At 72.6% G+C, this 23,681-nt stretch carries 22 protein-coding genes; 11 read left to right on the forward strand and 11 right to left on the reverse strand.

Annotation, left to right across the window (positions count from 1 at the left end; translation table 11 throughout):
• Positions 1-60: 60 nt before the first annotated feature.
• Positions 61-1,041 (reverse strand): aldo/keto reductase, encoded by a 981-nt coding sequence (locus NOCA_RS20440; protein ID WP_011757180.1) that lies wholly within the window; start codon positions 1,039-1,041, stop codon positions 61-63.
• 29 nt (positions 1,042-1,070) lie between these two features.
• Positions 1,071-1,613, reverse strand: coding sequence for a hypothetical protein (locus NOCA_RS20445; RefSeq protein ID WP_011757181.1), 543 nt, complete (start codon positions 1,611-1,613; stop codon positions 1,071-1,073).
• A gap of 34 nt (positions 1,614-1,647) precedes the next feature.
• Here NOCA_RS20445 and NOCA_RS20450 point away from each other — a divergent pair, with 34 nt between their 5' ends.
• Complete coding sequence (locus tag NOCA_RS20450; protein ID WP_011757182.1) at positions 1,648-1,995, forward strand: TfoX/Sxy family protein; 348 nt, start codon at positions 1,648-1,650, stop codon at positions 1,993-1,995.
• Positions 1,996-2,038: 43 nt separating this feature from the next.
• Here NOCA_RS20450 and NOCA_RS20455 read toward each other — a convergent pair whose 3' ends face one another.
• Together NOCA_RS20455 and rlmC are read right to left on the reverse strand one after the other, a co-directional pair.
• Positions 2,039-2,371, reverse strand: a complete 333-nt coding sequence (locus tag NOCA_RS20455) for a TraR/DksA family transcriptional regulator (protein ID WP_011757183.1) — start codon at positions 2,369-2,371, stop codon at positions 2,039-2,041.
• The gene (gene rlmC / locus NOCA_RS20460) at positions 2,368-3,507 is read right to left on the reverse strand and encodes a 23S rRNA (uracil(747)-C(5))-methyltransferase RlmC (protein ID WP_011757184.1); all 1,140 of its coding nucleotides are present in this window, start codon (positions 3,505-3,507) and stop codon (positions 2,368-2,370) included. The genes NOCA_RS20455 and rlmC overlap by 4 nt, the downstream gene beginning before the upstream one ends.
• Positions 3,508-3,719: 212 nt before the next feature.
• Here rlmC and NOCA_RS26075 point away from each other — a divergent pair, with 212 nt between their 5' ends.
• Together NOCA_RS26075 and NOCA_RS20470 are read left to right on the forward strand one after the other, a co-directional pair.
• A complete protein-coding gene (locus tag NOCA_RS26075) occupies positions 3,720-6,125 on the forward strand; it encodes a DUF7507 domain-containing protein (RefSeq protein WP_011757185.1) in 2,406 nt (801 codons plus the stop codon).
• 101 nt (positions 6,126-6,226) lie between these two features.
• Positions 6,227-7,555, forward strand: coding sequence for a phospholipase D-like domain-containing protein (locus NOCA_RS20470; protein WP_041546737.1), 1,329 nt, complete (start codon positions 6,227-6,229; stop codon positions 7,553-7,555).
• Positions 7,556-7,588: 33 nt separating this feature from the next.
• On the opposite strand, the gene NOCA_RS20475 is transcribed toward NOCA_RS20470, so the two are convergent.
• From NOCA_RS20475 to NOCA_RS20490, 4 genes are read right to left on the reverse strand one after another with little or no spacing between them, the layout of a single operon-like run.
• Positions 7,589-8,782, reverse strand: a complete 1,194-nt coding sequence (locus tag NOCA_RS20475; protein WP_011757187.1) for a glycine C-acetyltransferase — start codon at positions 8,780-8,782, stop codon at positions 7,589-7,591.
• 1 nt (position 8,783) lies between these two features.
• Entirely contained in the window at positions 8,784-9,824 is a 1,041-nt protein-coding gene (gene tdh / locus NOCA_RS20480; RefSeq protein ID WP_011757188.1) for an L-threonine 3-dehydrogenase, read from the reverse strand.
• A 49-nt stretch (positions 9,825-9,873) separates the two neighbouring features.
• Positions 9,874-12,609 (reverse strand): secreted protein, encoded by a 2,736-nt coding sequence (locus NOCA_RS20485; protein WP_011757189.1) that lies wholly within the window; start codon positions 12,607-12,609, stop codon positions 9,874-9,876.
• A 45-nt stretch (positions 12,610-12,654) separates the two neighbouring features.
• On the reverse strand, positions 12,655-13,932 hold the full coding sequence (locus NOCA_RS20490; protein WP_011757190.1) for a cation:proton antiporter domain-containing protein: 1,278 nt from the start codon (positions 13,930-13,932) through the stop codon (positions 12,655-12,657).
• Between the two features lie 95 nt (positions 13,933-14,027).
• On the opposite strand from NOCA_RS20490, the gene NOCA_RS20495 reads away from it, so the two are divergent.
• Positions 14,028-15,338 carry a phospholipase D-like domain-containing protein gene (locus NOCA_RS20495; protein WP_011757191.1) on the forward strand — a complete coding sequence of 437 codons (1,311 nt, stop codon included), beginning with the start codon at positions 14,028-14,030 and terminating at the stop codon, positions 15,336-15,338.
• 141 nt (positions 15,339-15,479) lie between these two features.
• Here NOCA_RS20495 and NOCA_RS27660 read toward each other — a convergent pair whose 3' ends face one another.
• Both NOCA_RS27660 and NOCA_RS20505 read right to left on the reverse strand, forming a co-directional pair.
• The gene (locus NOCA_RS27660) at positions 15,480-15,617 is read right to left on the reverse strand and encodes a hypothetical protein (protein WP_158305689.1); all 138 of its coding nucleotides are present in this window, start codon (positions 15,615-15,617) and stop codon (positions 15,480-15,482) included.
• A gap of 711 nt (positions 15,618-16,328) precedes the next feature.
• Positions 16,329-16,634: a GIY-YIG nuclease family protein gene (locus NOCA_RS20505; RefSeq protein ID WP_011757194.1), complete on the reverse strand. Its 306-nt coding sequence runs from the start codon at positions 16,632-16,634 to the stop codon at positions 16,329-16,331.
• 267 nt (positions 16,635-16,901) lie between these two features.
• On the opposite strand from NOCA_RS20505, the gene NOCA_RS20510 reads away from it, so the two are divergent.
• The 3 genes from NOCA_RS20510 (at position 16,902) to NOCA_RS20520 (ending at position 19,142) form a co-directional block, all read left to right on the forward strand.
• Positions 16,902-17,639 (forward strand): hypothetical protein, encoded by a 738-nt coding sequence (locus tag NOCA_RS20510; RefSeq protein ID WP_011757195.1) that lies wholly within the window; start codon positions 16,902-16,904, stop codon positions 17,637-17,639.
• A gap of 70 nt (positions 17,640-17,709) precedes the next feature.
• A complete protein-coding gene (locus NOCA_RS20515) occupies positions 17,710-18,282 on the forward strand; it encodes an RNA polymerase sigma factor (protein ID WP_011757196.1) in 573 nt (190 codons plus the stop codon).
• The gene (locus tag NOCA_RS20520; RefSeq protein WP_011757197.1) at positions 18,279-19,142 is read left to right on the forward strand and encodes a hypothetical protein; all 864 of its coding nucleotides are present in this window, start codon (positions 18,279-18,281) and stop codon (positions 19,140-19,142) included. Before NOCA_RS20515 ends, NOCA_RS20520 begins: the two co-directional genes overlap by 4 nt.
• Here NOCA_RS20520 and NOCA_RS20525 read toward each other — a convergent pair.
• Complete coding sequence (locus NOCA_RS20525; RefSeq protein ID WP_011757198.1) at positions 19,109-20,263, reverse strand: fatty acid desaturase family protein; 1,155 nt, start codon at positions 20,261-20,263, stop codon at positions 19,109-19,111. The genes NOCA_RS20520 and NOCA_RS20525 overlap by 34 nt on opposite strands.
• Before the next feature lie 199 nt (positions 20,264-20,462).
• Between NOCA_RS20525 and NOCA_RS20530 the strand changes: the two genes are divergently transcribed.
• The 4 genes from NOCA_RS20530 (at position 20,463) to NOCA_RS20545 (ending at position 23,585) form a co-directional block, all read left to right on the forward strand.
• Entirely contained in the window at positions 20,463-21,191 is a 729-nt protein-coding gene (locus NOCA_RS20530; protein WP_238383374.1) for an IclR family transcriptional regulator, read from the forward strand.
• A 72-nt stretch (positions 21,192-21,263) separates the two neighbouring features.
• Positions 21,264-22,298 (forward strand): thiamine pyrophosphate-dependent dehydrogenase E1 component subunit alpha, encoded by a 1,035-nt coding sequence (locus tag NOCA_RS20535; RefSeq protein ID WP_011757200.1) that lies wholly within the window; start codon positions 21,264-21,266, stop codon positions 22,296-22,298.
• 10 nt (positions 22,299-22,308) lie between these two features.
• Positions 22,309-23,352 carry an alpha-ketoacid dehydrogenase subunit beta gene (locus NOCA_RS20540; protein WP_011757201.1) on the forward strand — a complete coding sequence of 348 codons (1,044 nt, stop codon included), beginning with the start codon at positions 22,309-22,311 and terminating at the stop codon, positions 23,350-23,352.
• Positions 23,349-23,585 carry a biotin/lipoyl-containing protein gene (locus tag NOCA_RS20545; protein WP_011757202.1) on the forward strand — a complete coding sequence of 79 codons (237 nt, stop codon included), beginning with the start codon at positions 23,349-23,351 and terminating at the stop codon, positions 23,583-23,585. Before NOCA_RS20540 ends, NOCA_RS20545 begins: the two co-directional genes overlap by 4 nt.
• The last annotated feature ends 96 nt before the right edge of the window (positions 23,586-23,681 follow it).

A 23,681-nucleotide genomic window follows, 5' to 3' on the forward strand; every position in this document is an offset into this window, starting at 1 on the left:
GCCGACGCCGCAGACGCGGCCTCGGCGGGTGTGGCGGCGAAGCCGACGCGGCAGACGCGGCTACCAGCGGTCGTGGATCGCCGCGCGGAGCCTCGTGTCGTAGATCCGCGTGACCCCGTCCAGGACGGAGCCGGGCAGCGGCCCGGCCAGTCCGGCGACCGCGTTGGCGCGCGCCTGCTCGGCGTTGCGGGCGCCCGGGATCACCGTGGTGACGCCCGGCTGCTGCACCACCCACGCGATCGCCGCCTGCGCGGGCGTCAGGTCCAGGTCACGCACCAGCTGCGAGAACTCCTGCGCCGCGCGGACGCCGGTCTCGTAGTCGACGCCCGAGAACGTCTCCCCCACGTCGAAGGCGCTGCCGTCGCGGTTGTAGCTGCGGTGGTCGTCCGGGGCGAACGTCGTGTGCTCGTCGTAGCGACCCGACAACAGGCCGGACGCGAGCGGCACCCGGGCGATGATCGCGACCCCGGCCTCCGCCGCCGCCGGCAGCACCCGGTCCAACGGCTTGAGGCGGAACGCGTTGAGGATGATCTGGATCGACGCGACGTGCGGGCGCGCGATGGCGGACAATGCCTGGTCGACGGTCTCGACGCTCACGCCGTACGCCGCGATCGCGCCGTCGGCGACCAGCGTGTCGAGCGCGTCGTACGTCGCGTCCGCGTCGATGACCGCGCTCGGGGGGCAGTGCAGCTGCACGAGGTCGAGGGTGTCGACGCCGAGGTTGCGTCGCGACCGGTCGGTCCAGGCCCGGAAGCTCTCGAGCGTGTAGTGCTCGGGCAGCTGCTCGACGCGACGACCCATCTTGGTGGCCACGACGACCTCGGGGTGCTCGCGCAGGAACCGGCCGATCACCTGTTCGCTGCGCCCGTCGCCGTACACGTCGGCGGTGTCGAAGAACGTGACACCGGCGTCGACCGAGGCGCCGAGGACGGCGAGGGCGTCGTCCTCGGAGACGTCCCCCCAGTCCGCGCCGAGCTGCCAGGTGCCGAGTCCGACCACGGAGACCGGACGCCCGGTCCGGCCGAGGGTGCGCTGCTCCATGCCGCGAGTCTGGCACGCGGTCTCGGGCCTCACCCAGGGAGGTAGGAGAGCACCTTCCGCGAGAGCCGGTGCTTGCCGGGCACGTAGTCGTCGGTGCGGGCCGGGGCGTCCATCTGGTAGGACCGCACGGACACCGCGAACCGCACCGAGGGCTCCAGGCAGCTGGGGTCGAACCGGACGACCGACCGGCGCTGGTTCATCCGCAGCGACGCGCACTGCTGGTCGGTGATGTTGCGACCGTGGTGGGTCCACGAGCTCGTCTTGTAGACGGCGTACTCGGAGAAGGACGGGCCAGTGACGAACAGGTCCGGCACCCGGTCGTCGTCGGTGTCCACCCAGAAGTCGATCGAGTCGCGGACCTCGACCGGCCGGGCGTGCCGGATGACGACCTTGGCCTTGCGGCCGGGGGCCGGGGCCGAGGTCAGGGTCACCGAGAGCACGTCGTACGCCTTGTCGGGCTCACGCGCGTCGGTGATCGTGCGCTCGGTCGGCGGCGCCGCGACGGCCGGTGGGACGAGCGCCGCGACCAGGGCGAGGGCGGCGAGGAACGGAACGACCCGAGCAGCACTCATACCGCCAGTCTGCCCCCGTGAAGGGGCGAATGGCATGAGACTTTGGTCCATGGCGTACGACGAGGGGCTGGCCGACCGGCTCCGGGAGATCCTCACCGGCGAACCCGGACTCAGCGAGCGCAAGATGTTCGGGGGCCTGGCCTTCCTGGTCCACGGCAACATGGCGGTCGCCGCCAGCAGCGAGGGTGGCCTGCTCCTGCGGGTGGCGCCGGAGCGCACCGAGGAGCTGCTGGGCGAGCCGCACACCTCGTCGTTCGTGATGCGCGACCGCGAGATGGTGGGCTGGCTGCGCGTCCAGCCGGCGGGGGTGGTCGCCGACGAGGACCTCGAGCGCTGGGCCGAGGTCGGTGCCGGCTACGCCCGCACCCTGCCCGCGAAGTAGCCCGCGGCCCGGCCCGGCCCGGCCCAGCCCGGCCCGGCCCGGCTCAGGCGCAGCCGACGCAGGTCGTCGCGGTGGGCCGCACGTCGAGGCGCTCGGCGGCGATCGGTGCTCCGCACCGGGCGCATGCCCCGTAGGTCCCGTCGTCGAGGCGGGCCAGCGCGTCTGCGACCTCGGTCAGCCGCTGCTCGGCTCGGCGCACCAGGGCGCCGACCTGCTCGCGCTCGAAGGCGATCGTCGCCCCCTCCGGGTCGTGCTCGTCGTCGGCGTTGGTGTCGCGCGAGGCGTCGACGAACCCGCGGTACTCCCCGCGGAGTTCCGCCAGCCGGGCCGTCGTACGGCGACGCTCCTCGTCGAGCCGCCCGCGTGGGCCGGTCACAACCGCTCCAGCAGCGCGAGGACCTCGTAGTGCGCGGTGTTCGGGAACATGTCGAGCAGCTGCGCGCGCACCGGGCGCAGCGAGGGCATCGCGTCCAGGTCGCGGGCCAGCGTGTGGGCGTTGCAGCTGGAGTACAGGACGTGCCGCACGCCCGAGTCCTCGAGCCAGCCGCTGAGCTCGGGGCCGAGGCCCCGTCGCGGCGGGTTCACGACGACCAGGTCCGGGACGTCGGGCCGGTCCGACACCCAGGCGGTGGCGTCGCCGGCCTCGAACCGCACGCGGTCGAGCCCCGCCTCCCGCGCGCTGGCGGTCGCCGAGGCGATCGCCTCGCCGCTGACCTCGACGCCGGTGACCTCCGCGTGCGCCGTGGACGCGATCGCGAGGGCGAAGCCGCCCACCCCGCAGTACAGGTCCCAGACCCGGCCCGGGGCCAGCTCGGCCGTCCACGCGCGGGCGAGCCGGTAGAGCTCGGCGGCCATCGCGGTGTTGGTCTGGAAGAAGCTCTGCGGCCGCAGGTGCAGCCCGAGGCCGCCGACCTGCATCAGCAGCGACTCCTGCTCGGTGAGCACGATCTCGCGCTCGCCCTCCAGGACCGCCTTGTGCTCGGGCTGGAGGTTCACGGTCGCGACCGCGACCTGCGGCAGCCGCTCGAGCAGCGCGGGCAGGTGCTTGCGGATCCGCGCCACCGGCTCCTGGGAGCGCAGCACGAACCGCACCATCAGCTCACCGTCCGGTGACTCGGTGACCAGCAGGTACTTCAGCTCACCCCTGCGAGTGGCCAGGTCGTACGGCGCCAGCGCGGCCCGGGTCACGAAGTCGGCGAGCACCGGGAGCGCTGCCTGGATGCCCGGCGTGTGCAGCGGGCAGTCGCGCAGGTCCACCCCGGCGCCGGCCGGGTTCAGGATGCCGAGCGTCGGCTCCGCGAGGGTGCCGCTGACCACCATCTTCGCCTTGTTGCGCACGCCCAGCTGGGCGCTGGCGACCGGCGGCAGCCAGGCCGTCGCCCCGGCGGCGCCGACCGACCGGGCGAGCAGCTCCTCGACGGTGTGCTGCTTGGCGCCCAGCTGCGCGGCGTACGCCGTGCCGAGCCAGGTGCAGGACCGGCAGCGTCCGGCGTCGAAGTGGGAGCAGAGCATGACCGCACCAGGCTACGGGGGCCCCGGTGCGGCACTGGTCTGATCCGGTGGCACCAGGACGGCCGTTCCCGGGACCGGACGCTGCCCCGACGCTAGCCTCGAGAGGTCAGGACGGGGGGTCCGGGCGCGCCACACGCGCGTCGGGGGTCGTGACGAACCACCAGCAGGACGCCTCGTCCCGTCGCCACCGATGGAACGAGGGGGGTCCAGCCGTGGTCACGTCTGGTCGTATTGCCAACCGCACGCACGTCGTCCTGAGCGGGCTGCTCGGCCTGCTCGTCGCGCTCGCGCTCGTCGTCGTCCCGGGGACGCCACTGGCCGGGCCCGCCCGGGCCGCAGGCGATCCGCCGGGCAACAACGGGACGGTCAAGATCGCCGAGCACGGCGAGCTCGACGGGACGCCGGACAACGACCCGCACGTCGGCTGCGAGTTCGAGGTCGAGTGGTACGGCTTCGACCAGGGATCCGACATCATCTCGACCGTCACGTTCGAGATGCAGGCCCCGACCGACGACGTCGTCCTCGACGTCACCGGTCCCGCCGCGGTCTTCGTAGGTGGCGACCCGGCGAGCGGCGCCGGCACCGGCACCGGCCTGGACGGCCGCGAGACCTACACGCTCGCGTTCTACGGCGAGCCGCAACCGCTGCAGGGTTACCACGTCAAGCTGACCATCCACACGCCCGGATCGCAGGGTGCGGACAAGAAGTCGAAGGTCTTCTGGGTCGAGGGCTGCGAACCCGTCGTGCCGGACGGGCCCGGGATCCACGTCGAGAAGAGCGTCACGGACTCCGCCGACGCCGACACCGTCGGCTCGTTCGGCGAGCAGCTGACCTACGGCTTCGTGGTCACCAACGTCGGCGACACGACGCTCGAGGACGTCACGCTCACCGATGACCTGCTCGGGCTGGCCGCCGCACCCTGCGTCGCGACCCTCGCGCCGGGTGAGTCGACGACCTGCCCGCTCCTGCCGACCCCGACGTACGTCGTCACCTCGGCGGACGTGGCCGCCGGCCGGGTGTGGAACCTCGCCACCGCGACCGGGACCCCGCCGTCCGGCCCGGACGTGTCCGACTCCGACGACGCGGCGATCCCCACGGGACCCGGCGAGCCGGAGCCCGCCGGCCTGGCGGTCGTCAAGACCGCGGACGTCAGCCTCGCCGCGCCGGGTGACCTGGTCACCTACACCCTGCGCGCCGTGAACAGCGGCCCCGGCGCCGCCGAGGACGTCGTCATCACCGACGTGCTGCCCGCCGGCGCCAGCTTCGTCTCGGCCGGTGCCGGCTGCACCTACGCCGCCCCGACCGTCACCTGCGCCCTCGGCGACCTCGCCGCCGGAGGGCAGCGGTCGGTCACCGTGACCGTGCGGGTCAGCCTGCTGCCGAGCACCGTCACCACCCACGACCACCTCTTCGACGTCACGAAGATCGAGAGCCACCTGTCGGCGTTCGCCGGCCAGACCGCCACCGCCACCACCTCGTGCCCGACCGGGTACCTCGCGACCGACGGCAGCGTCCGGATCGATCATATCGACCAGAACGCCGGGACCTGGCCCGACGTCGACGTGCTGGCCTCGGCCACCACGGCCGACGGCCGGGGCTGGACCGGGACGCTGCGCAACGGCACCACCGGCCAGGTCCAGGCCAAGGTCAACGTCGTCTGCATGAGCGAGCGGACCGTCTCCGGCGAGGACCACTCGCACCCGCTGGTGGTCTCCGACGTGCTGAGCACGACCCAGGCGTGGGCGGCCGGTCCGCACAGCGTCGACCTGTCCTGCGGACCCGGCGCGGTCGCGATCGCACCCGGCTTCGCCTTCCTCGAGGGCGACGGCGTGGTCGCCAGCCGCCCGATCTCCGACGGCCGACGGTTCGTGGGGGACATCGACGACGACGCCCTGGTCACGCTGACCGCGCGGTGCCTGCGGACCACGCTCGGCGTGGCGCGCGGCCACACCCACGAGCTGCTCACCTCCGAGCTCTCCGGCCACGTGGACGTCGCGCCGGGCGCCCTGGTCGAGCGGAGCCTCACCTGCCGCGACGGCGCCAAGGGGATCGTCGCCTGGGTCGACCCGCACGGCACCCTGCCGCTCGGCAACGACCCGCAGCCGGTGACGCGGGTGTTCCGGTTCTACAACCCGTCCGCCGGGTCGCTGACCGTGGACTACGGACTGCTCTGCGTCGACGTGCGTACCAGCCCGGCCGAGGAGGAGAGCCGTCAGGTGGAGAACACCGCCACCGTGGCGACCAGCAGCCCGGACTCCGCGACCTTCGACGACACCTCGACCGCCACGATCACGGTCAGCGCGACGGGCGTCTCGGCCGGCGGCTCGGGCTGGGTCAACGCCGGCCGGACCAGCGTCCAGGTCCGGGTCGCGACCGAGGTACGCCGCCACGTCTCGCTGAAGCTGATCGCCACCCACCGGGTCGCGGGCGCGCCCGTGCGCCGCGGCACCGTGCTGGCCCAAGGGAAGGCGGTCGTCCGGAAGGCCCAGCCCACCGTCCGCCTGGCCGTGACCAAGGCCGCCCGCGCGGCGTTGCGCGGCGACCGGATCCACCGGGCCCGCCTGGTGGTGACCGGTCCCGGCGGCGCCCGCGACGCACGGCTGATCACGCTGCGCTGACCGCACGGGGCACCACGCGCCTGTCCCCCGCGTGGTGCCCCCGGCGTGCCACCCGCGTGGTGCCACTGTGGCCAGTGGGGCCAGAGGTACGCTCTGGTGCCGTGCGCAGGACGATCGTGGTGCTCGGCTGCGCCCTCGCGCTGCTCGTGTCGCTGGCCATCTCCGCCCCGGCGGTGACCGCGAGCAGCGCCGACAGGAAGCACCAGCACCGCCACCACCACGCGACGTCCTGGCGGCCGGCCGAGGGCGGCTTCTTCAACAACCCGTGGGGCGAGCGCGCCGACAAGTTCCGCATCGAGCGGCAGATCGTGGCGGCCATCCGGCACGCCCGGAAGGGCTCCTACATCCGGATCGCCGTCTACTCCTTCGACCGGGTCAACGTCGCCCGGGCGCTCATCGACGCGCACCGCCGCGGCGTGCACGTGCAGGTGCTGCACAACGACCACCAGGTCACCGCCGCGATGCGGATGCTGCGCACGGAGCTCGGCACCGACCGGGGGCGGCGGAGCTGGGACCACATCTGCACGACCGGCTGCCGCAGCGAGCAGGGCGTGCTGCACGACAAGATCTACCTCTTCGACCGCACCGGCGCCGCCGAGAACGTGGTGATGACCGGCTCGGCGAACCTCACCCTGAACGCCACCGCCCACCAGTTCAACGACCTGCTGGTCCAGCGCAACGCGCCGCGCCTGCACCACGTGCTGCTGCGGCTCTTCTGGGAGCTGCGCCGCGACCGGACCGCCCAGCCGCTCTTCGAGCACAAGGTGCTCAAGCACTACCGGCTGTGGGTGCTGCCGCACCCGCGCACGACTGCGGCGAACGACCCGGTCATGCAGGTCCTGCGCCAGGTGCGCTGCCGCGGGGCCCGCGGGAACACCGGTGTCGACGGGCGCACCAAGATCCGGGTCTCGATGCACTCGTGGAACGGCGACCGCGGCACCTGGATCGCCGACAAGCTGCGCCGCCTGTACGCGCGCGGGTGCAACGTGAAGGTGATGTGGTCACTCGCGGGTGCCGAGATGAAGCAGGCGATCGGGGCGCCGACCCCGCGGGGCGAGGTTCCGCGCCGGGCCGACGGCTACAACACCGACTGCGACGTGCTGCAGGAGGTGGACATGTACAGCCACCAGAAGTACCTGACGATCTCGGGGCGCTACGGCAGGGACCGGCGCGCGTCGTACGTCTTCACCGGCTCGAGCAACTGGACCGCCCAGGGGCTCAGCGGCGACGAGATGATCCTGCGCGCGCACGGGCTGCGCCTGGTCCGGCAGTGGAACCACAACTTCGACTTCATCTGGCGGCACCGGGCCCGGCAGGTCGGCGGCGAGCGCGGGTTCCGGCCGGGCGCCCCGTCCTGCCCGTACTACTACCGCACCACCCGGCCGCACCGCGGGCTCGCCTTCTCCGGCGAGCACTGGGAAGCGGACTGAGCTGAGCCTCGGCGGCTTCAGGCCTGGGCGGCTTCAGGCCTGGGCGTCCCGGGCCGCGACGAACGCCGCCACGCAGCGGCGGACGTCATCCTCCGAGTGCGCGGCCGAGAGCTGGACCCGGATCCGGGCCTTGCCCCGCGGCACCACCGGGAACGAGAACGCGATCACGTAGACACCCTGGGCGAGCATGTCGTCCGCGATGGCGGTGGCGAGCCGGGCGCCGTCCTCGCCGGGGAACATCACCGGCGTGATCGGGTGCGTGCCGGGCAGCAGCGAGAAGCCGGCCTCGGTCATCAGCGACCGGAACAGCGCGCTGTTCTCCTCAAGGGTGTCGCGCGCCTCGCTCGAGGAGGTCACCAGGTCCAGGGCCGCGAGCGAACCGGCGACGACGCCGGGTGCGACCGAGTTCGAGAACAGGTAGGGCCGCGAGCGCTGCCGCAGCAGGTCCACGATCTCCTGGTGGGAGGCGACGTAGCCGCCCGACGCACCGCCGAGCGCCTTGCCCAGGGTGCCGGTGATGATGTCGACCCGGTCCAGCACCCCGAACAGCTCCGGCGTGCCGCGCCCGCCAGGACCCACGAACCCCACGGCGTGGGAGTCGTCGACCAGCACGAGGGCGGAGAACTCGTCGGCCAGGTCGCAGATCTCCGACAGCGGCGCGAAGCTGCCGTCCATCGAGAACACGCCGTCGGTCGCGATCAGCACCCGCCGTGCGCCGGCTTCGCGGGCCGCGACCAGCTGGTCGCGCAGATCGGCCAGGTCGGCGTTCTTGTAGCGATACCGCGCCGCCTTGCTCAGCCGGATGCCGTCGATGATCGAGGCGTGGTTGAGCTCGTCGGAGACGATCGCGTCCTCCTCACCGCACAGCACCTCGAAGACGCCGCCGTTGGCGTCGAAGCAGGAGCTGTAGAGGATCGTCGCCTCGGTGTGCAGGAACTCCGAGAGCCGCCGCTCCAGCTCCGTGTGCTGGGTCTGGGTGCCGCAGATGAACCGCACCGAGCTCATCCCGAAGCCCCAGGTGTCCAGCGCCGCCTTGCTGGCCGCGATCACGTCGGGGTGGTCGGAGAACCCGAGGTAGTTGTTCGCGCAGAAGTTCAGCGCCTCGCCCGCGGTGGTCGCGATGTGCGCCGCCTGTGGCGTGGTGATCTCGCGCTCGCGCTTGTAGAGCCCCGCGCTCTCGATCTCCGCAAGGGTCTGGGCCAGCTGCTGCTTCACGTCGCCGTACATCTCAGCTCCAATCCAGGACGGCCTTGCCGGCGGTGCCGGACCGGGTGTGCTCGAAGGCTTCCTCCCAGTCCTCCGCCGGGCCACGCCACGTGATCACGGACTGTACGGCGTCCCGCAGCGCCGGCGTGGTCGCCAGCATCGAGCCCATCAGGTACCACGTCTCGAACATCTCGCGGCCATAGATCCCGCGCAGCGTGATCATGTGCGTGATCACCTTGCCCCAGTCGATCTCGTACGCCGACCGCGGCAGGCCCAGCATCGCGACCCGGGCCCCGTGGTTGAGGTTCTCGAGCATGTCGCGCACGGCGTCGGGAGCACCCGACATCTCCAGGCCGATGTCGAAGCCCTCGAGCATGCCGAGCTGCCGCTGTGCCCAGGCCAGGTCCTGGCCCTGGGAGACGTCGACGGTGAGGTCGGCGCCCGCGCTTGCCGCCAGCTCCAGCCGCTCGGGGCTGAGGTCGGTGACCGCGATCCGCCGGGCGCCCGCGTGCCGCACGATCGCGGTCGCCATGATCCCGATCGGGCCGGCCCCCGTAATGACGACGTCCTCCCCCACCACCGGCCACTGGAGGGCGGTGTGGGTGGCGTTGCCGAGCGGGTCGAACAGCGCACCCAGGTCCGGGTCGAGGTCGGCCGGCTGGACCCAGGCGTTGGCCGCCGGGATGACGACGTAGTCGGCGAACGCGCCGTCCCGGTTGACCCCGACGCCGACGGTGTTGATGCACAGCTGGCGCCGCCCGGCCCGGCAGTTGCGGCAGGCCCCGCACACGATGTGTCCCTCGCCGGAGACCCGGTCGCCGACCGAGACGTGGTCGACGTCCGCGCCGACCTCGACGACCTCCCCGAAGAACTCGTGGCCGATCGTCATCGGCGCCTGCACCGTCGCGGCCGCCCAGTCGTCCCAGGACAGCAGGTGCAGGTCGGTGCCGCAGAGGCCCGCTCTCAGCACCCGGATCTTCACGTCGCGGTCACCACAGGCCGGCTCGGGCACGTCGATGAGCTCGAGCCCGGGTCCGGCGGTCGTCTTCACGAGAGCACGCACGTGCCCATCCTGCCCACTCCTGTCCAGCCCCGCGGGCCCGGCCCGGGCATCACCCGTCCCCGACGGTCACGGTCCGCACCACCGGGTCGCCGGCCTTCTGCACCCGGATCCGCAGGATCACGGTCTCCGCGCCCTCGTCCAGCCCGTCGCGACGGACCGGGATCGCGAAGCGGTCCGCGGTCTCACCCGGCTCGATCAGCCCGAAGAAGCGCAGGTCGACCTCGTGCAGCGGGGTCCCGGCCGGCGGTACGACGGCCACGTGGTGGCGCAGCCAGCCGGACGGCAGGTCGTCCACGCTCAGCTGGTCCGGGCTCCGGTCGTCGACGACCCGGGCCCGGATGCCGGTGTAGTAGTCGGCGGGCTCGGAGCGCTCGACGACCCAGCGTGCCAGGGCGCCCTCGACGATGCGCGCCCGCGCCGCCCGGATCGTCACCGTCGGCGCGGGGTCGTCGTCGAGGACGGTCAGCACCGGGGTGAACCGTCCCGGCATCACGCCGGTGGCGCCGAACACGTTGAGCACGATCGGGTTGCGGTAGAGGTCGTCGCGGCGATCCGCTGCGTAGGCGACGTCGACCGAACCGCGCGTCGTACCCGCAGGCACCCGGACGGCGGCCGACTGGGGTGCACGGTAGTTGCGCGGGTCGAGCACCACGAAGGTGAACCGGGCCGGCGACGTGAGGTCACCGACCACCTCGAAGGACAGGCCGGCCGTGGTCGTCCCGTCGGCGTCACCCTCGGGGACCCTGACGTCGCGGAAGAGCACCAGCGGCAGCCGCTTCTCGGGCACCGGAGCGATCTCCTCGGAGACGGCCGCGAGGTCCAGCACCCACACCTGGCCGGCGTCGCTACGCCCGACCAGGTCGACGCGGCGTACGTCGCTGAGGTCGATGCCGCTCGCGCCCGCCAGAGGCACCCGGAGGGTCTGGGCGAGAAGCTTGGTCCACCAGACCTGGCCCGGGAGGCGGCGCAGCACGCCGTCGGCCTCGGGCGTGAGCAGCGCGGTGGCCCCGCTGCCGTCGTGCAGGCGCACGGCGAGCCGCACCCGGCCCGGCTCGGGCGCGACCACGGTGCGCAGGTCGAGCCGGGTGGCCTCGCTGAGGTCCCAGGGCCGGTCGAGGAGGAGGCCGCCACTCGCGCCGGTCCGGCGCCAGGTCACCTGCCACGCCGGCGAGGTCGGGACGCGGCGGCTCCAGGCACCCTGCGCGACCCAGTGCGGGGCGACCGAGTCGCTCTGCGTGGTGCACAGCCGCTCGTCGCGCCCGGTCTTGCCCACGCAGATCCGCGACGCGCGCGGCACCTCGGAGACCGCGGCCGCGTCCACGCCGGGTCGGCGCAGGGAGCGCCCCAGCCCGAGCGCCTGGGTCCGCACGTCGGCGCCGCCGGCCGAGGCGACCTCGACGTCGCTGCCGTCGAACATCGGTAGCACGCTCCGGTCACCGGCCGCCATGAACGCGACCGCCCCCGCGATCCAGGTACGCCCGACCGCACGCTGCTCGGCCGCGGTCAGCCGGGTCTCGCTGCCCGGCCGGCACGCGCCACCGAGGTCGCCGTCGTCCCACGACGGTGCCGCCGAGAGCCCCGGCGTCCACTCGGTGTTGAAGAAGTTGTGGTTGGCGCCCATCACCAGCACCGAGCTGCGCAGCGCGGTGTCGTCGGCGGCCAGGTCCCGGGCGCGGTCGGTGTAGGCCTGCCCCTGCAGGTCGAACACGTCGCCGTCGCAGTAGGGCAGCATCACGACGGTCGGCACGTAGGCCGCGACCGCCCGGGCGAAGTCGGTGGGCGCGAGCAGCACCTGCCCGACGATGCGGTACGGCGCCTCCAGCGGCGTGGTCAGGCTCGCCAGGTCGACGCCCTCCCCGCCGCGGGAGTGGCCGACCAGGACGACCCGGCTCGGGTCCACGTCGTAGGTGCCGTCGGCGGCCCACGCCGCCCACTGCTCCAGGTGCGAGCGGACCAGCCGGGCGCGCGCGTCGGCGCCGCCGTCGCGGGCGACCCAGTCCTGGGCGTTGATGCCGTTGGCCGCGATCGACACGGTGGCGTAGCCCTGGCTGGCCAGCAGCCGCTGGACGTAGCGGTAGCCGAGCTGGCTCGGGACCGGCCGGGTCCCCGCCGGGCACGGCCAGTCCGGCCCGGGCCGGGGGTCGTCGGGGTGGCCGTAGCAGTAGTCGTGGCGGCCGTGCAGGAACAGCACCAGCGGCGCCGGGCCCGCCGTCTCGGGCAGCACCGGCAGCACCACGTGGCCGATCCGCTCGACCGGGGCGTCGAGCTCGGGGACGACCAGGTCGGACAGCTCGTAGTCGGAGCTCGTGACCGCGTACGGCCCGCGGACCCCCGGATCGACCGGCAGCGGATCGCCCGCCCGCGGCTCGGCGTACGACGCGGGGCTGGGGCGCGCGGCGCGGGGCCGGTCCAGGACCCGGCCGGACAGGCTGACCTCGAGGTCGGCCACCTGCGGCTCGGTGTCGGCGGTGACGACCAGGCTCAGGGTGCGGCCGTCGGCCTCGAGCGACGGGGCCGGCAGCAACACGCCGGCGAGCCGGAACTCCGGGCGTGCCGAGGTGATCGGCAGGTCCGTCGGCGAGCGCCAGGTCAGCCGGTACGTGCCGGGCGCGACGAGCGAGACCTCCCAGCTGCCCCGGGCGCCCGGCGCCGACAGGGTGACGTCGAGCGCGGGTGCCCGGGTGCTGCCGGTGGCGGGGGCGACTCCCGGGGCGAGGGTCATGCCCACCGCGAGGTTCACGACGAGCGCCAGGCCCGCCACCGTCGTACGCCGTGCGCGGCCCATGGCTCACCCTGCGTCCGCTCCTCCGGCCCGGTGCAGGGTCCAAGGTCACCTGCTCGCAGGATCACCGACGCGGCGCAGCACCGGTGAGGCGAGCACGCCGTGCAGGAGCACCGAGGCGACGACCGTGAACGAGACCGTGGACCACAACCAGTCCGTGCCCAGCTCCGCGGCGTGTCCGGCGGCGTAGGCCAAGTAGTAGATCGAGCCGACGCCGCGGACGCCGAAGAACGCCGCCGCCCACCGCTGGCCCCGGGTCAACGGTGGGCGCTCCCGTCGGGCGAACGGCGCGAGCGCGACCAGCCCCGCGAGCGGGCGGATCACGAGCAACAGACCGAGGCCGAGGACGACGCCGCGCCAGTCGAGCCCGCCCAGCAGCCCGCGGCTGAGCGCGATGCCGAGCACCAGCAGCACGAACAGCGTGAGCAGTCGCTCGAGCCGCTCGGCGACCTCGTGCATCGCCGCGTGGTAGTCGTGGGCGCGCTCCGCCGACCGGAACGTCATCGCGCAGACGAACACCGAGAGGAAGCCGTAGCCGCCGACGACCTCGCCGACACCGTACGCCGACACCAGGGCCGCGAGCGCCAGCAGCGACTCCCCGCGCTCGGCCACCCGCAGCGACCGGCTCGCGGAGCGGAACGCGACCCAGGCCAGCACCCGTCCGACCGCGATGCCCGCGACGACGCCGATCACGACCTTCCCGACCAGGTAGAAGCCGACCCACTCCAGCGCCCACCCCGAGACCGCGCCCTCGGTCGCGAGCAGGATCGCGGCGTACACGAACGGGAACGCGAGCCCGTCGTTGAGCCCGGCCTCGGAGGTGAGGGTGAAGCGCAGCTCGTCGGACTCGTCGATCTCGTGGTCACCGGTCTGCGGGCCGGCGACCTGGACGTCGGACGCGAGCACCGGGTCCGTCGGCGCGAGCGCCGCCCCGAGCAGCAGGGCCGCCGCCGGCGCGACCCCGGCTCCCCAGGCGAGCAGGGCCACGGCGCCGATGCACAGCGGCATCGTGATGCCGAGCAGCCGCCAGGTCGTGCTCCACCGGGCCCAGGAGGCGCTGCTGCGCGGCCGCAACGGCCGGTCGAGGGCCAGCCCGACGCCCATCAGCGCGACCAGCACCGCGAGCTCGGTGACGTGCTCGATCGTGGCCCGGTTGGCCTGCGGATCCAACGGCATCCCGTCGGGCAGCGGAGTGAACCCGATGCCGATCCCGACCGCGACCAGCACCATCGGCGCGGACACCGCCCACCGGTCGAGCAGCTCCGGCAACACGATGGCGAGCAGGAGGCTGCCCCCGGCGACGACGTACACGAGGTCGGCGGTCACGCCGGGCAGTACCCCTGGGACGCCTTGTTATCCTCGCCGACGTTCGAGGCTCCCCCCGTCCGGGCGCGGGCCGACCGCGAACGAAGGGTGCGAGCGTGCGGTTGAGGATCACGGGTGTGCTGGGCGCGCTCGTCCTGGTGGCGACGATGTTGGCGACCAGCCCCACGGGGCCGGCCGAGGCGGCGAGCCGGAAGCGCTGGGAGCCACCGACCGGGGGCCACTTCAACAACCCGTGGCGGGACCGGGAGGCCAAGTTCCGCATCGAGCGGCAGATCGTCGCCGCGATCAACCACGCCCACAAGGCCTCCTACATCCGGATCGCGGTCTACTCCTTCGACCGGGTCAACGTCGCGAAGCGGCTGATCGAGGCGCACAAGCGCGGCGTGCACGTGCAGGTCCTGCACAACGACCACGCGTACACGAAGGCCATGAAGATGCTCAAGCGCGCGCTGGGCACCAAGCGGAGCAGGAAGAGCTGGGACTACACCTGCAAGACCGGATGCCGCAGCCAGCAGGGCGTGCTGCACGACAAGATCTACCTCTTCGAACACACCGGCGGCGCCAGGAACGTGGTGATGACCGGCTCGGCGAACCTGACGAAGAACGCCGCCGTCCACCAGTTCAACGACCTGCTGGTGAAGAAGGACGCCCCCAAGCTGTACGACGTCGTCCTGACCCTGTTCCGGCAGCTGAAGAAGGATCGGACGGCCAAGCCGCTCTACTGGCACAAGGTCCTGCGCGACTACCAGCTCTGGGTGATGCCGCACCCCCGTACCGCCGCGGACAACGACCCGGTGATGGACATCCTGCGCCCGGTCCGGTGCCGCGGCGCCAAGGGTGGCACCGGCACCAATGGGCGCACCAAGATCCGGGTCTCGATGCACTCCTGGAACGGTGACCGCGGCGCCTGGATCGCGCGCCGGCTCCGGCACCTGTACGCCGACGGCTGCAACGTCAAGGTGATGTGGGGTCTGGCCGGGGCGAAGATGAAGGACGTGATGGGCGCGCAGACGCCCCGTGGCCGGGTGCCCCGCCACGCGAACGGCTACGACACCGACTGCGACGAGCTCAACGAGGTCGACATGTACAGCCACCAGAAGTACTTCACGATCTCGGGCCGCTATGGCAGGGACCGCTCCGCGTCCCTCGTGTTCACCGGGTCGAGCAACTGGACGCACTCCGGTGTCAGCGGCGACGAGATGATCCTGCGCGCCAAGGGCCCGCACCTGGTGAAGCAGTGGAACAACAACTTCTCGAACATCTGGAAGAACTGGTCACGTCCGGTCGGCCACCAGGGCGGCTTCCGCCCGGCGCCCCCGCCCTGCAAGGCCGAGCGGGGCATCTCCGCCCGCCGCGCCACCACCCACGACCTGTCCTTCTCCGGCCCGTACTGGGAGGCCGACTGACCGCACCCTCGGTCGAGCAGCGAGCAGGTTCCGCCGGTCGAGCAGCGAGCTCCAGCAAGCAGGTGCCGTTGGTCGAGCAGCGAGCGCCAGCGAGCGTCGTCGAGACCCCGGAAGTGAAGGCAGGGCCTCGACCATCGACGGCTACTCGAAGGTGGTCGCCGCCCCGCGCAGGTCCAGGGTCTCGACAAGCTCGACCACCGCAGCCGCGCCGTTGGTCGAGCAGCGAGCGCCAGCGAGCGTCGTCGAGACCCCAGGAAGCCAAGGCAGGGCCTCGACCATCGACGGCTACGCGAAGGTGGCCACCGCCCTGCACAGGTCCAGGGGTCTCGACAAGCTCGACCACCGCAGCCGCGCCGTTGGTCGAGCAGCGAGCGCCAGCGAGCGTCGTCGAGACCCCGGAAGCCAAGGCAGGGCCTCGACCATCGACGGCTACCCGAAGGTGGCCACCGCCCTGCGCAGGTCCAGGGTCTCGACAAGCTCGACCACCGCAGCCGCGCCGTTGGTCGAGCAGCGAGCCCCAGCGAGCGTCGTCGAGACCCCGGAAGCCAAGGCAGGGCCGTAGCCACCGACGGCTACTCGAAGGTGGTCGCCGCCCTGCGCAGGTCCAGGGGTCTCGACAAGCTCGACCACCGCAGCCGCGCCGTTGGTCGAGCAGCGAGCGCCAGCGAGCGTCGTCGAGACCCCGGAAGTGAAGGCAGGGCCTCGACCATCGACGGCTACGCGAAGGTGGCCACCGCCCCGCGCAGGTCCAGGGGCCTCGACAAGCTCGACCACCGCAGCCGCGCCGTTGGTCGAGCAGCGAGCGCCAGCGAGCGTCGTCGAGACCCCGGAAGTGAAGGCAGGGCCTCGACCATCGACGGCTACGCGAAGATGGTCGCGGCCCTGCGCAGGTCCAGGGGTCTCGACAAGCTCGACCACCGCAGCCGCGCCGTTGGTCGAGCAGCGAGCGCCAGCGAGCGTCGTCGAGACCCCGGAAGCCAAGGCAGGGCCTCAGCCATCGTCCTTGCGCCGGCGTGACCGGCTTCGGGCGAGCGCAGGCAGGTCGTCGAGCCGGCCCTCGATGAGGGCGATCCGCTTCGCACGCCCCCAGCCTTGGATCTGCTTCTCGAAGTCGTAGGCGTCGTCGACGCGGTCGTAGAAGACGGCCCACGCCAGCCGCACCGGCGGACGGCGCTTGAGCCTGGTGTACGCCGAACCGAGCCCGAGGTTGTGCTGGCTGATCCGACGGTCCAGGTCGATGGTGCTGCCGACGTACAGCGAGCCGTCGGCGCACTCGACGATGTAGGTCCAGGCCATGCACCCGGTCTGCCCACCGGGGCGACCGTCGACGCGACGGGCCCGGCGCCTGTGGACAAGTCGGCTGTCCGTGGTCGCCGCCCTGCGCAGGTACGGGGGTCTCGACGGGCTCGACCAGCGGTGTGGCCCGCCGGAGAGCAGCGAACGCCAGCCGTCCTGAACCGCGCCGAACATTTTTTCCTCCGAACCCGTATCCCAGGCAGGTGGATCGGACGATCTACCGGATGAGCGCGCTGAATCGCAGCGCCAACGGGAGGAACCAGCACCGTGAGCACCACCTTCTTCGAGCACCGGCGCGGCGTGGCGGCTGTGGCCGCCGGGTTGGCCGCCATCGCCGCCCCGTTGGCCCTCGGCAGCCCGAGCGTTGCGCAGGGCGCCCGCGACAGCGACGGCGACGGCATGCCGAACCGGTGGGAGATCGCCCACCAGCTCAACCCCCACAAGGCCAACGGTCGGGCCGACGCCGACAAGGACGGGTTGCGCAACATCGGCGAGTTCCGCCAGGGCCTCGACCCTCAAGACGAGGACTCCGACGACGACGGCGACGACGACGGCGACGAGGTCAAGGACGGCAGCGCGAGCACCGATCCCAGCGACGCCGACACCGACGACGACGGCACCCCGGACGGCGACGAGGACGCCGACCACGACGGCGTCGACAACGAGGACGAGGACGACGCCACGGAGCCCTGCGCCGCCGACGACGAGGACACCGACTCCGACGGCGTCGACGACGAGGACGAGAACGAGCAGGGCACCGACCCCGAGGACGCCGACTCCGACGACAACGGCGTGGATGACGGCAACGAGGACACCGACAACGACGGCGTCGACGACGAGGACGAGGACGACGTCTCCGACGACAACTGCTCGACCTCGGACGAGGGCGAGGACGACGACGACAACGGGAGCGACAACGGGAGCGAGAACGGCAGCGTGCCCGGCAACGACGGCGACCGCGCGACGGCTTCGGGCAACCGGGTCGTCTGGTACGCGGTTGTCTGAGGACGCAACCCGTCCACGGGGGACGGTGCCGGTCCGACCACCGGCGCCAGGACCCTCACAATGAGGGCCCGTGGACTTCCAGGACCTGCTGCATGACGCACGGCTCGGCGAGGGCGCTGCCTTCGCCGAGCTGTGGTCGCGCTATGCCACTCGGGTGGCGGCATTCGTGCGGGTCCGCGGGGCCACCGACGTAGAGGAGATCACGAGCGACGTGTTCGTGGCGGCATTCGAGGGGATCGGTCGCTTCGAGGGGGACGAGGCGGGATTCGTGGCGCTCCTCCTCACGATCGCCCGCCGCCGCGTCGTGGACGAGCAGCGACGCCGGAGCCGGCGGGTGCCGGTCGCTCCCTGGACGGCCGAGGACGACGGGCGCACCGTGCGGAGCGTCGAGGACGACGTGCTCGACCGGGCCGCTGCCGACGACCTCGCCGCCCACCTGGACCGGCTCACGCCCGAGCAGCGCCAGGTCGTCACCCTCCGCCTGCTCACCGACCTCTCGCTCGAGCAGACCGCGCAGGTGATGGGCAAGCGGGTCGGCACCGTGAAGTCCCTCCAACGCCGGGCCCTCGACGCCCTGCGCCGCTCCATGGCCGGCGAGAACGGCACCCGACACAGCACCTTCGACACCAAGGCGAACTCATGAGCACGCTCCTGACCGACGACCAGGCGGAGGCACTCATCGCCCGCGCCCGCGGCGGTGACGTGCCCGTGGCGGCCGACCTCCGCCCCCTGGGGGACGCCCTGGCCGCCCATCGCGCCGCCCTCGCCGCCACGCCCGCTCCCGTGCCGACGACCGCGCTCGAGGGTTGGCTGGCGCCGGGCACCCACGCACCAGCCCCGGTCGCCGGACCGGCGTGGTGGCGTCGTGCGGTGCAGGCGATGGCCGGGCTCGGCCTCGGGATCCAGGTCGCGATCGGCGCCGGCGCCGCGGTCGCCGCCGGTCTCGGCATCGGCATCGCCCACCACCAGGGCCTCCTGCCGGGCGGCGGGACGGAGCAGCAGGCTCCGGCGCCGTCCGACCGGTCCCCCGCCTCCGGCACGCCCTCCGACGGGTCGGACGCCACGGTGGACCCCACCGACGCTCCTGCGGGCACATCAACCCCCGTGGTGCCCGCGGGAGCACCCTCCGGCCCGACCGGCGGCCCGTCGTCCGGTACGTCGGGCCTGCCGGGCATCGGCACCAGCCCCGGGGGAACCGACGACGGGGACGAGGCCGACGATCCGTCGGGCGACGACCAGGGCCAGGACGAGCCGGGCGACGAGCCCGATGACCAGCCCAGTGACCAGCCGGACGACTCCGGCGACCCGGGTGAGGACTCGGGAGGCCAGTCGGACGGGCCGGACGACTCGACCGAGCCCAGCGAGTCCCCCGAGCCCAGCGAGTCCACCGACCCGAGCGAACCGGCACAGGACGCACCCGACGGGCCCTCGGAGTCCGACGAGCCGGACCAGCCGGACGCGAGCCCCGATCAGGCGGGACGGACCGCCAACCTCCTGAGCTGAGGGACCAGGTTGCGCCGGTTGGTCTCGGCCAGCCAGCCGTTGGGCAGCGAGAGCCGGATCACCTTGTGCCAGGCGCTGGCGACCTGCTTGACCATCGGCCGGGCGTTGTAGGCCAGGTCGAACCTCGCGAACACCTCCCGCACCCGGGGCGCGATCTCGGCGTACCGGTTGCTCGGCAGGTCGGGGAAGATGTGGTGCTCGATCTGGTGGGACAGGTTGCCGGTCATCAGGTGCAGCAGCCGCGAGCCGGAGATGTTCGCCGAGCCGAGCATCTGGCGCAGGTACCAGCTCCCGCGGGTCTCGTTCTCGTCGAGCTCGGCCTGCTCGAAGGTCTGCACGCCCTCGGGGAAGTGCCCGCACATGATCACCGAGTGGCTCCACAGGTTGCGCACCAGGTTCGCGGTCGCATCCGCCGCGAGCGTCGAGCGCCAGCCGCGACCCGACAGCGCCGGGTACAGCACGAAGTCCTTGGTCAGCTGGCGGCCGGCCTTGGCGAGCGCCACCTTGACCTCCGCCTTCTTCTCCGGCGTCATCTGGCGCTTGTCGCGGAGGTGGTCGCCGAGGTCGAGGTCGAACATCGCGATGCCGTACTCGAAGATGCAGGCGGTCACGAAGTTCCACGCGGGCTGCACGAGGTAGCGCGGCTGCCACTCCTGCGCCTCGTCGACGCGCATGATGCCGTACCCGAGGTCGTTGTCCAAGCCGCGAATGTTCGTGTAGGTGTGGTGGGTCTCGTTGTGGGCGCGCTTCCACTGAGCCGCGGGGGTGACGTGGTCCCACTCCCAGGTGCTGGAGTGGATCTTGGGGTCGCGCATCCAGTCCCACTGACCGTGCAGGACGTTGTGCCCGATCTCCATGTTGTCGAGGATCTTGGCGATCGCGAGCCCGGCGGTGCCGACCACCCACGCGGCGGGGCGCCGGCTGCGCAGCAGCACCGCCCGGCTGCCGAGTTCGAGCATCCGCTGCACCTGGACGACCCGGCGGATGTACGCCGCGTCCCGTGCGCCACGGCTGTCGAGCACGCCCTGCCGGATCGCGTCGAGCTCCTTGCCGAGCAGCTCGACCTCGTCGGTCGTGAGCCCGCCCGGCGCCGTCCGCGGGCGCACCTGCATCGTGGTCATGCTCACACTGTGCCCCACCGGCGGGCACGACACGCCGTACGGGGTTCGGCCGCCGTGCGTGACGACGTACGGCCGGCAGGTGGGGGCCCCTCCCGGGAACGCCGCCGGCGAGGTTCAATGGTCGGGTCGAACCGGTGGGGCGACCCATCCGCAACACGCTGGAGGATCCATGGCCGCGCCAGGCACCTTGATCCAGTCCGTGAGCCGAGCACTCCACCTGCTCGACGCCGTGGGGTCGTCCACGCGCCCGATGACCGCGAAGGCCCTGGCCCGGCAGGCCCGGATGCCGCTGCCGACGACGTACCACCTGCTGCGGACCCTGGTCCACGAGGGCTACCTCGCCCGCGATCCGGAGGGCTACGTGCTGGGCGACCGCGCGATCACTCTCGCCGGTGCGCCGACGCTGCGCCCCACGCACACCCACCGGATCCTCGAGCACCTGCGCGACGAGCTGAACGCGCCGGCCTACCTCTCGGTCCTCGACGACGGGGAGATCCGCCTCGCCGACGTCGCCGACAGCCGCACCTCCCCGCGGGTCGACCTGTGGGTCGGCTTCCACGACGCCGCCCACGCCACGGCTCTGGGCAAGGCCGTGCTCTCGACGCTGCCCGAGCCCGCCCGGCGGGAGTACGTCCAGACCCACGACCTGGCCGACCTCACCCAGCACACCGTGACCAGCACCCAGGCGCTGCTCCGCGAGCTGCGCGAGTCCCCGGAGCTCGCCGTCGACCGCGAGGAGTACGCCGTGGGCACCGCGTGCCTGGCGGTGCCGGTGCCGTCGACCGCGTTCGCGGCGGCCGTCGCGGTCTCGGTGCCGACCCGAGCACTGCCGCGGGCCATGGAGCGTCGCGACGCGATCCGCCGGGCGGCCCGCCTGATCGCCTATGCCGGCCCGCAGTCGACGCCGGGACCGTCTATCACCATCTGAAACTTCGACCCTGGCTGGCCCGCGGACGCGGGTCTACGTTCCGAAGCAGGCACCCATCTGCGGAGGACAACCATGACCACTCAGGCAGCGGCACAGCCCGCGACTCCCCAGCAGGCCGGCGGCGGGACGGGCCTCGACCCCGCCGTGCGGCTCGACCTCTACGAGACGATGGTGCTCTCGCGCACCTACGAGGAGGCGATCCTGCGCGAGTACCACGCGGACAAGGGCCCGGGCTTCGACATCGGCAAGGGCCTGATCCCGGGCGAGATGCACCTGTCCGCGGGTCAGGAGCCCGTCGCCGCCGGGGTCTGCGCGCACCTCACCACCGACGATGCCGTCACCGCCACCCACCGGCCGCACCACTTCGCGGTCGCGCACGGCGTGGACCTGCGGCGGATGACCGCCGAGATCTTCGGCCGCGAGGACGGGCTGGGCCGAGGGCGGGGCGGCCACATGCACCTGTTCGACCCGGACACGCACTTCTCCTGCTCCGGCATCATCGCCGAGGGCTATCCGCCCGCTCTCGGCCAGGCCTTCGCGTTCCACCGCCAGGGCACCGACCGGATCGCCGTGGCCGTCACCGGCGAGGGCGCGGCCAACCAGGGCGCGTTCCACGAGTCGTTGAACCTCGCCGCCCGCTGGTCGTTGCCGGTCGTCTTCGTCGTGGAGGACAACGACTGGGGGATCTCGGTGCCGCGGACCGCGTCGACCTCCGTGGCCTCGAACGCCGATCGGGCCGCGGCGTACGGCATCCCCGGCGAGCGGATCGAGGGCAACGACGTCGAAGGGGTGTACGACGCCGCGAGGCGTGCGGTCGCCCGCGCCCGTGCCGGGGAGGGCCCCTCGCTCATCGAGGTGCACACGCTGCGGTTGTGGGGCCACTTCGAGGGCGACGCCCAGGGCTATCGGCTCGACCTGGAGGACGCGCCGAGCCACGACCCGATCCCCCGCTACGAGACCCGGCTCCGCGAGGCCGGCGTACTCGACGACGAAACGGTCACGCGGATCAGGAGCGCCGCCAGCGAGCGCACCGAGGACGCGATCGCGTTCGCGAAGAACAGCCCCGTGCCGGACCCTGCGTCGGCCACGTCCTACGTGTTCGCCTGAGGAGACGACGATGACCATCACCGAGACCCCGACCACCCCGACCCCGCACTCGCGGAGGCTGACCACCTCCAAGGCGATCGTCGAGGCCATCGCCTTCGAGATGGAGCGCGACCCGTCCGTGTTCTACCTGGGCGAGGACGTCGGCTCGTACGGCGGCATCTTCGGCTCCACCGGCGGGCTGCTCGACCGGTTCGGGAAGGACCGGGTGATCGACACCCCGATCTCGGAGACCGCCTTCATCGGGCTCGGCATCGGCGCCGCGGTGGAGGGCATGCGGCCGATCGTGGAGCTGATGTTCGCCGACTTCATGGGGGTCTGCCTCGACCAGATCTACAACCACATGGCGAAGATCCACTTCGAGTCCGGCGGCAACGTCAAGGTGCCGATGGTGCTGACGATGGCCGCCGGCGGCGGCTACTCCGACGGCGCCCAGCACTCCCAGTGCCTGTGGGGCACGTTCGCGCACCTGCCCGGGATGAAGGTGGTGGTCCCGAGCAGCCCGGCCGACGCGAAGGGGCTGATGACGGCGGCGATCCGTGACGACAACCCGGTCGTCTACCTGTTCCACAAGGGCGTGATGGGGCTGCCGTGGATGGCGAAGAACCCGCGGTCGAACGACGCCGTCCCCGACGGCGACTACGAGACGCCGATCGGCAAGGCGAACGTCGTCCGGTCGGGCAGCGACGTCACGGTGGTGACGATCTCCTTGTCGGTCCACCACGCCCTCGACGTGGCCGAGCGGCTCGCGGACGACGGCATCGACGTCGAGGTTCTCGACCTGCGCAGCCTGGTGCCGCTGGACCGGGAGGCGATCCTCGCCTCGGTCGCCAAGACCGGTCGCCTGGTCGTCGTGGACGAGGACTACCTCTCCTTCGGGATGTCGGGCGAGGTGGTCGCCACGATCGCCGAGCACGACCCGACGCTGCTGAAGCGACCGGCCGAGCGGGTCGCGGTGCCCGACGTGCCGATCCCCTACGCCCATGCGCTGGAGTACGCCGTGCTGCCGCGGCAGGACCGGATCGAGGCCGCCGTACGCCGGGTGGTGGCCGGGTGACCGACGTCCTGTTCCCATCGCTGTCGAAGGAGACGCCGGACGCGGAGGGGGTGGTGTCGACCTGGTTCGTGCGCGAGGGCGAGACGGTGACCGCCGATCAGCTGATCGCCGAGGTGCAGGTGGACAAGGTCGCGGCCGAGGTGCCGGCGCCGGTCGGCGGCGTCGTGCACCTGCTGTTCGAGGAGGAGGCGGCGGTCGCGCAGGGCACGCCCATCGCCCGCATCGACGACTGACTGGTGTCACCACCGGGTCGAGCGCGCCCCGCCTGACGCGCTCGGCCCCGACGAGCACGAACTTCATCGAACCTTCACACGATGCCCACGGTTCGC

The sequence above is a fragment of the Nocardioides sp. JS614 genome, assembly GCF_000015265.1.
GTDB lineage: Bacteria > Actinomycetota > Actinomycetes > Propionibacteriales > Nocardioidaceae > Nocardioides.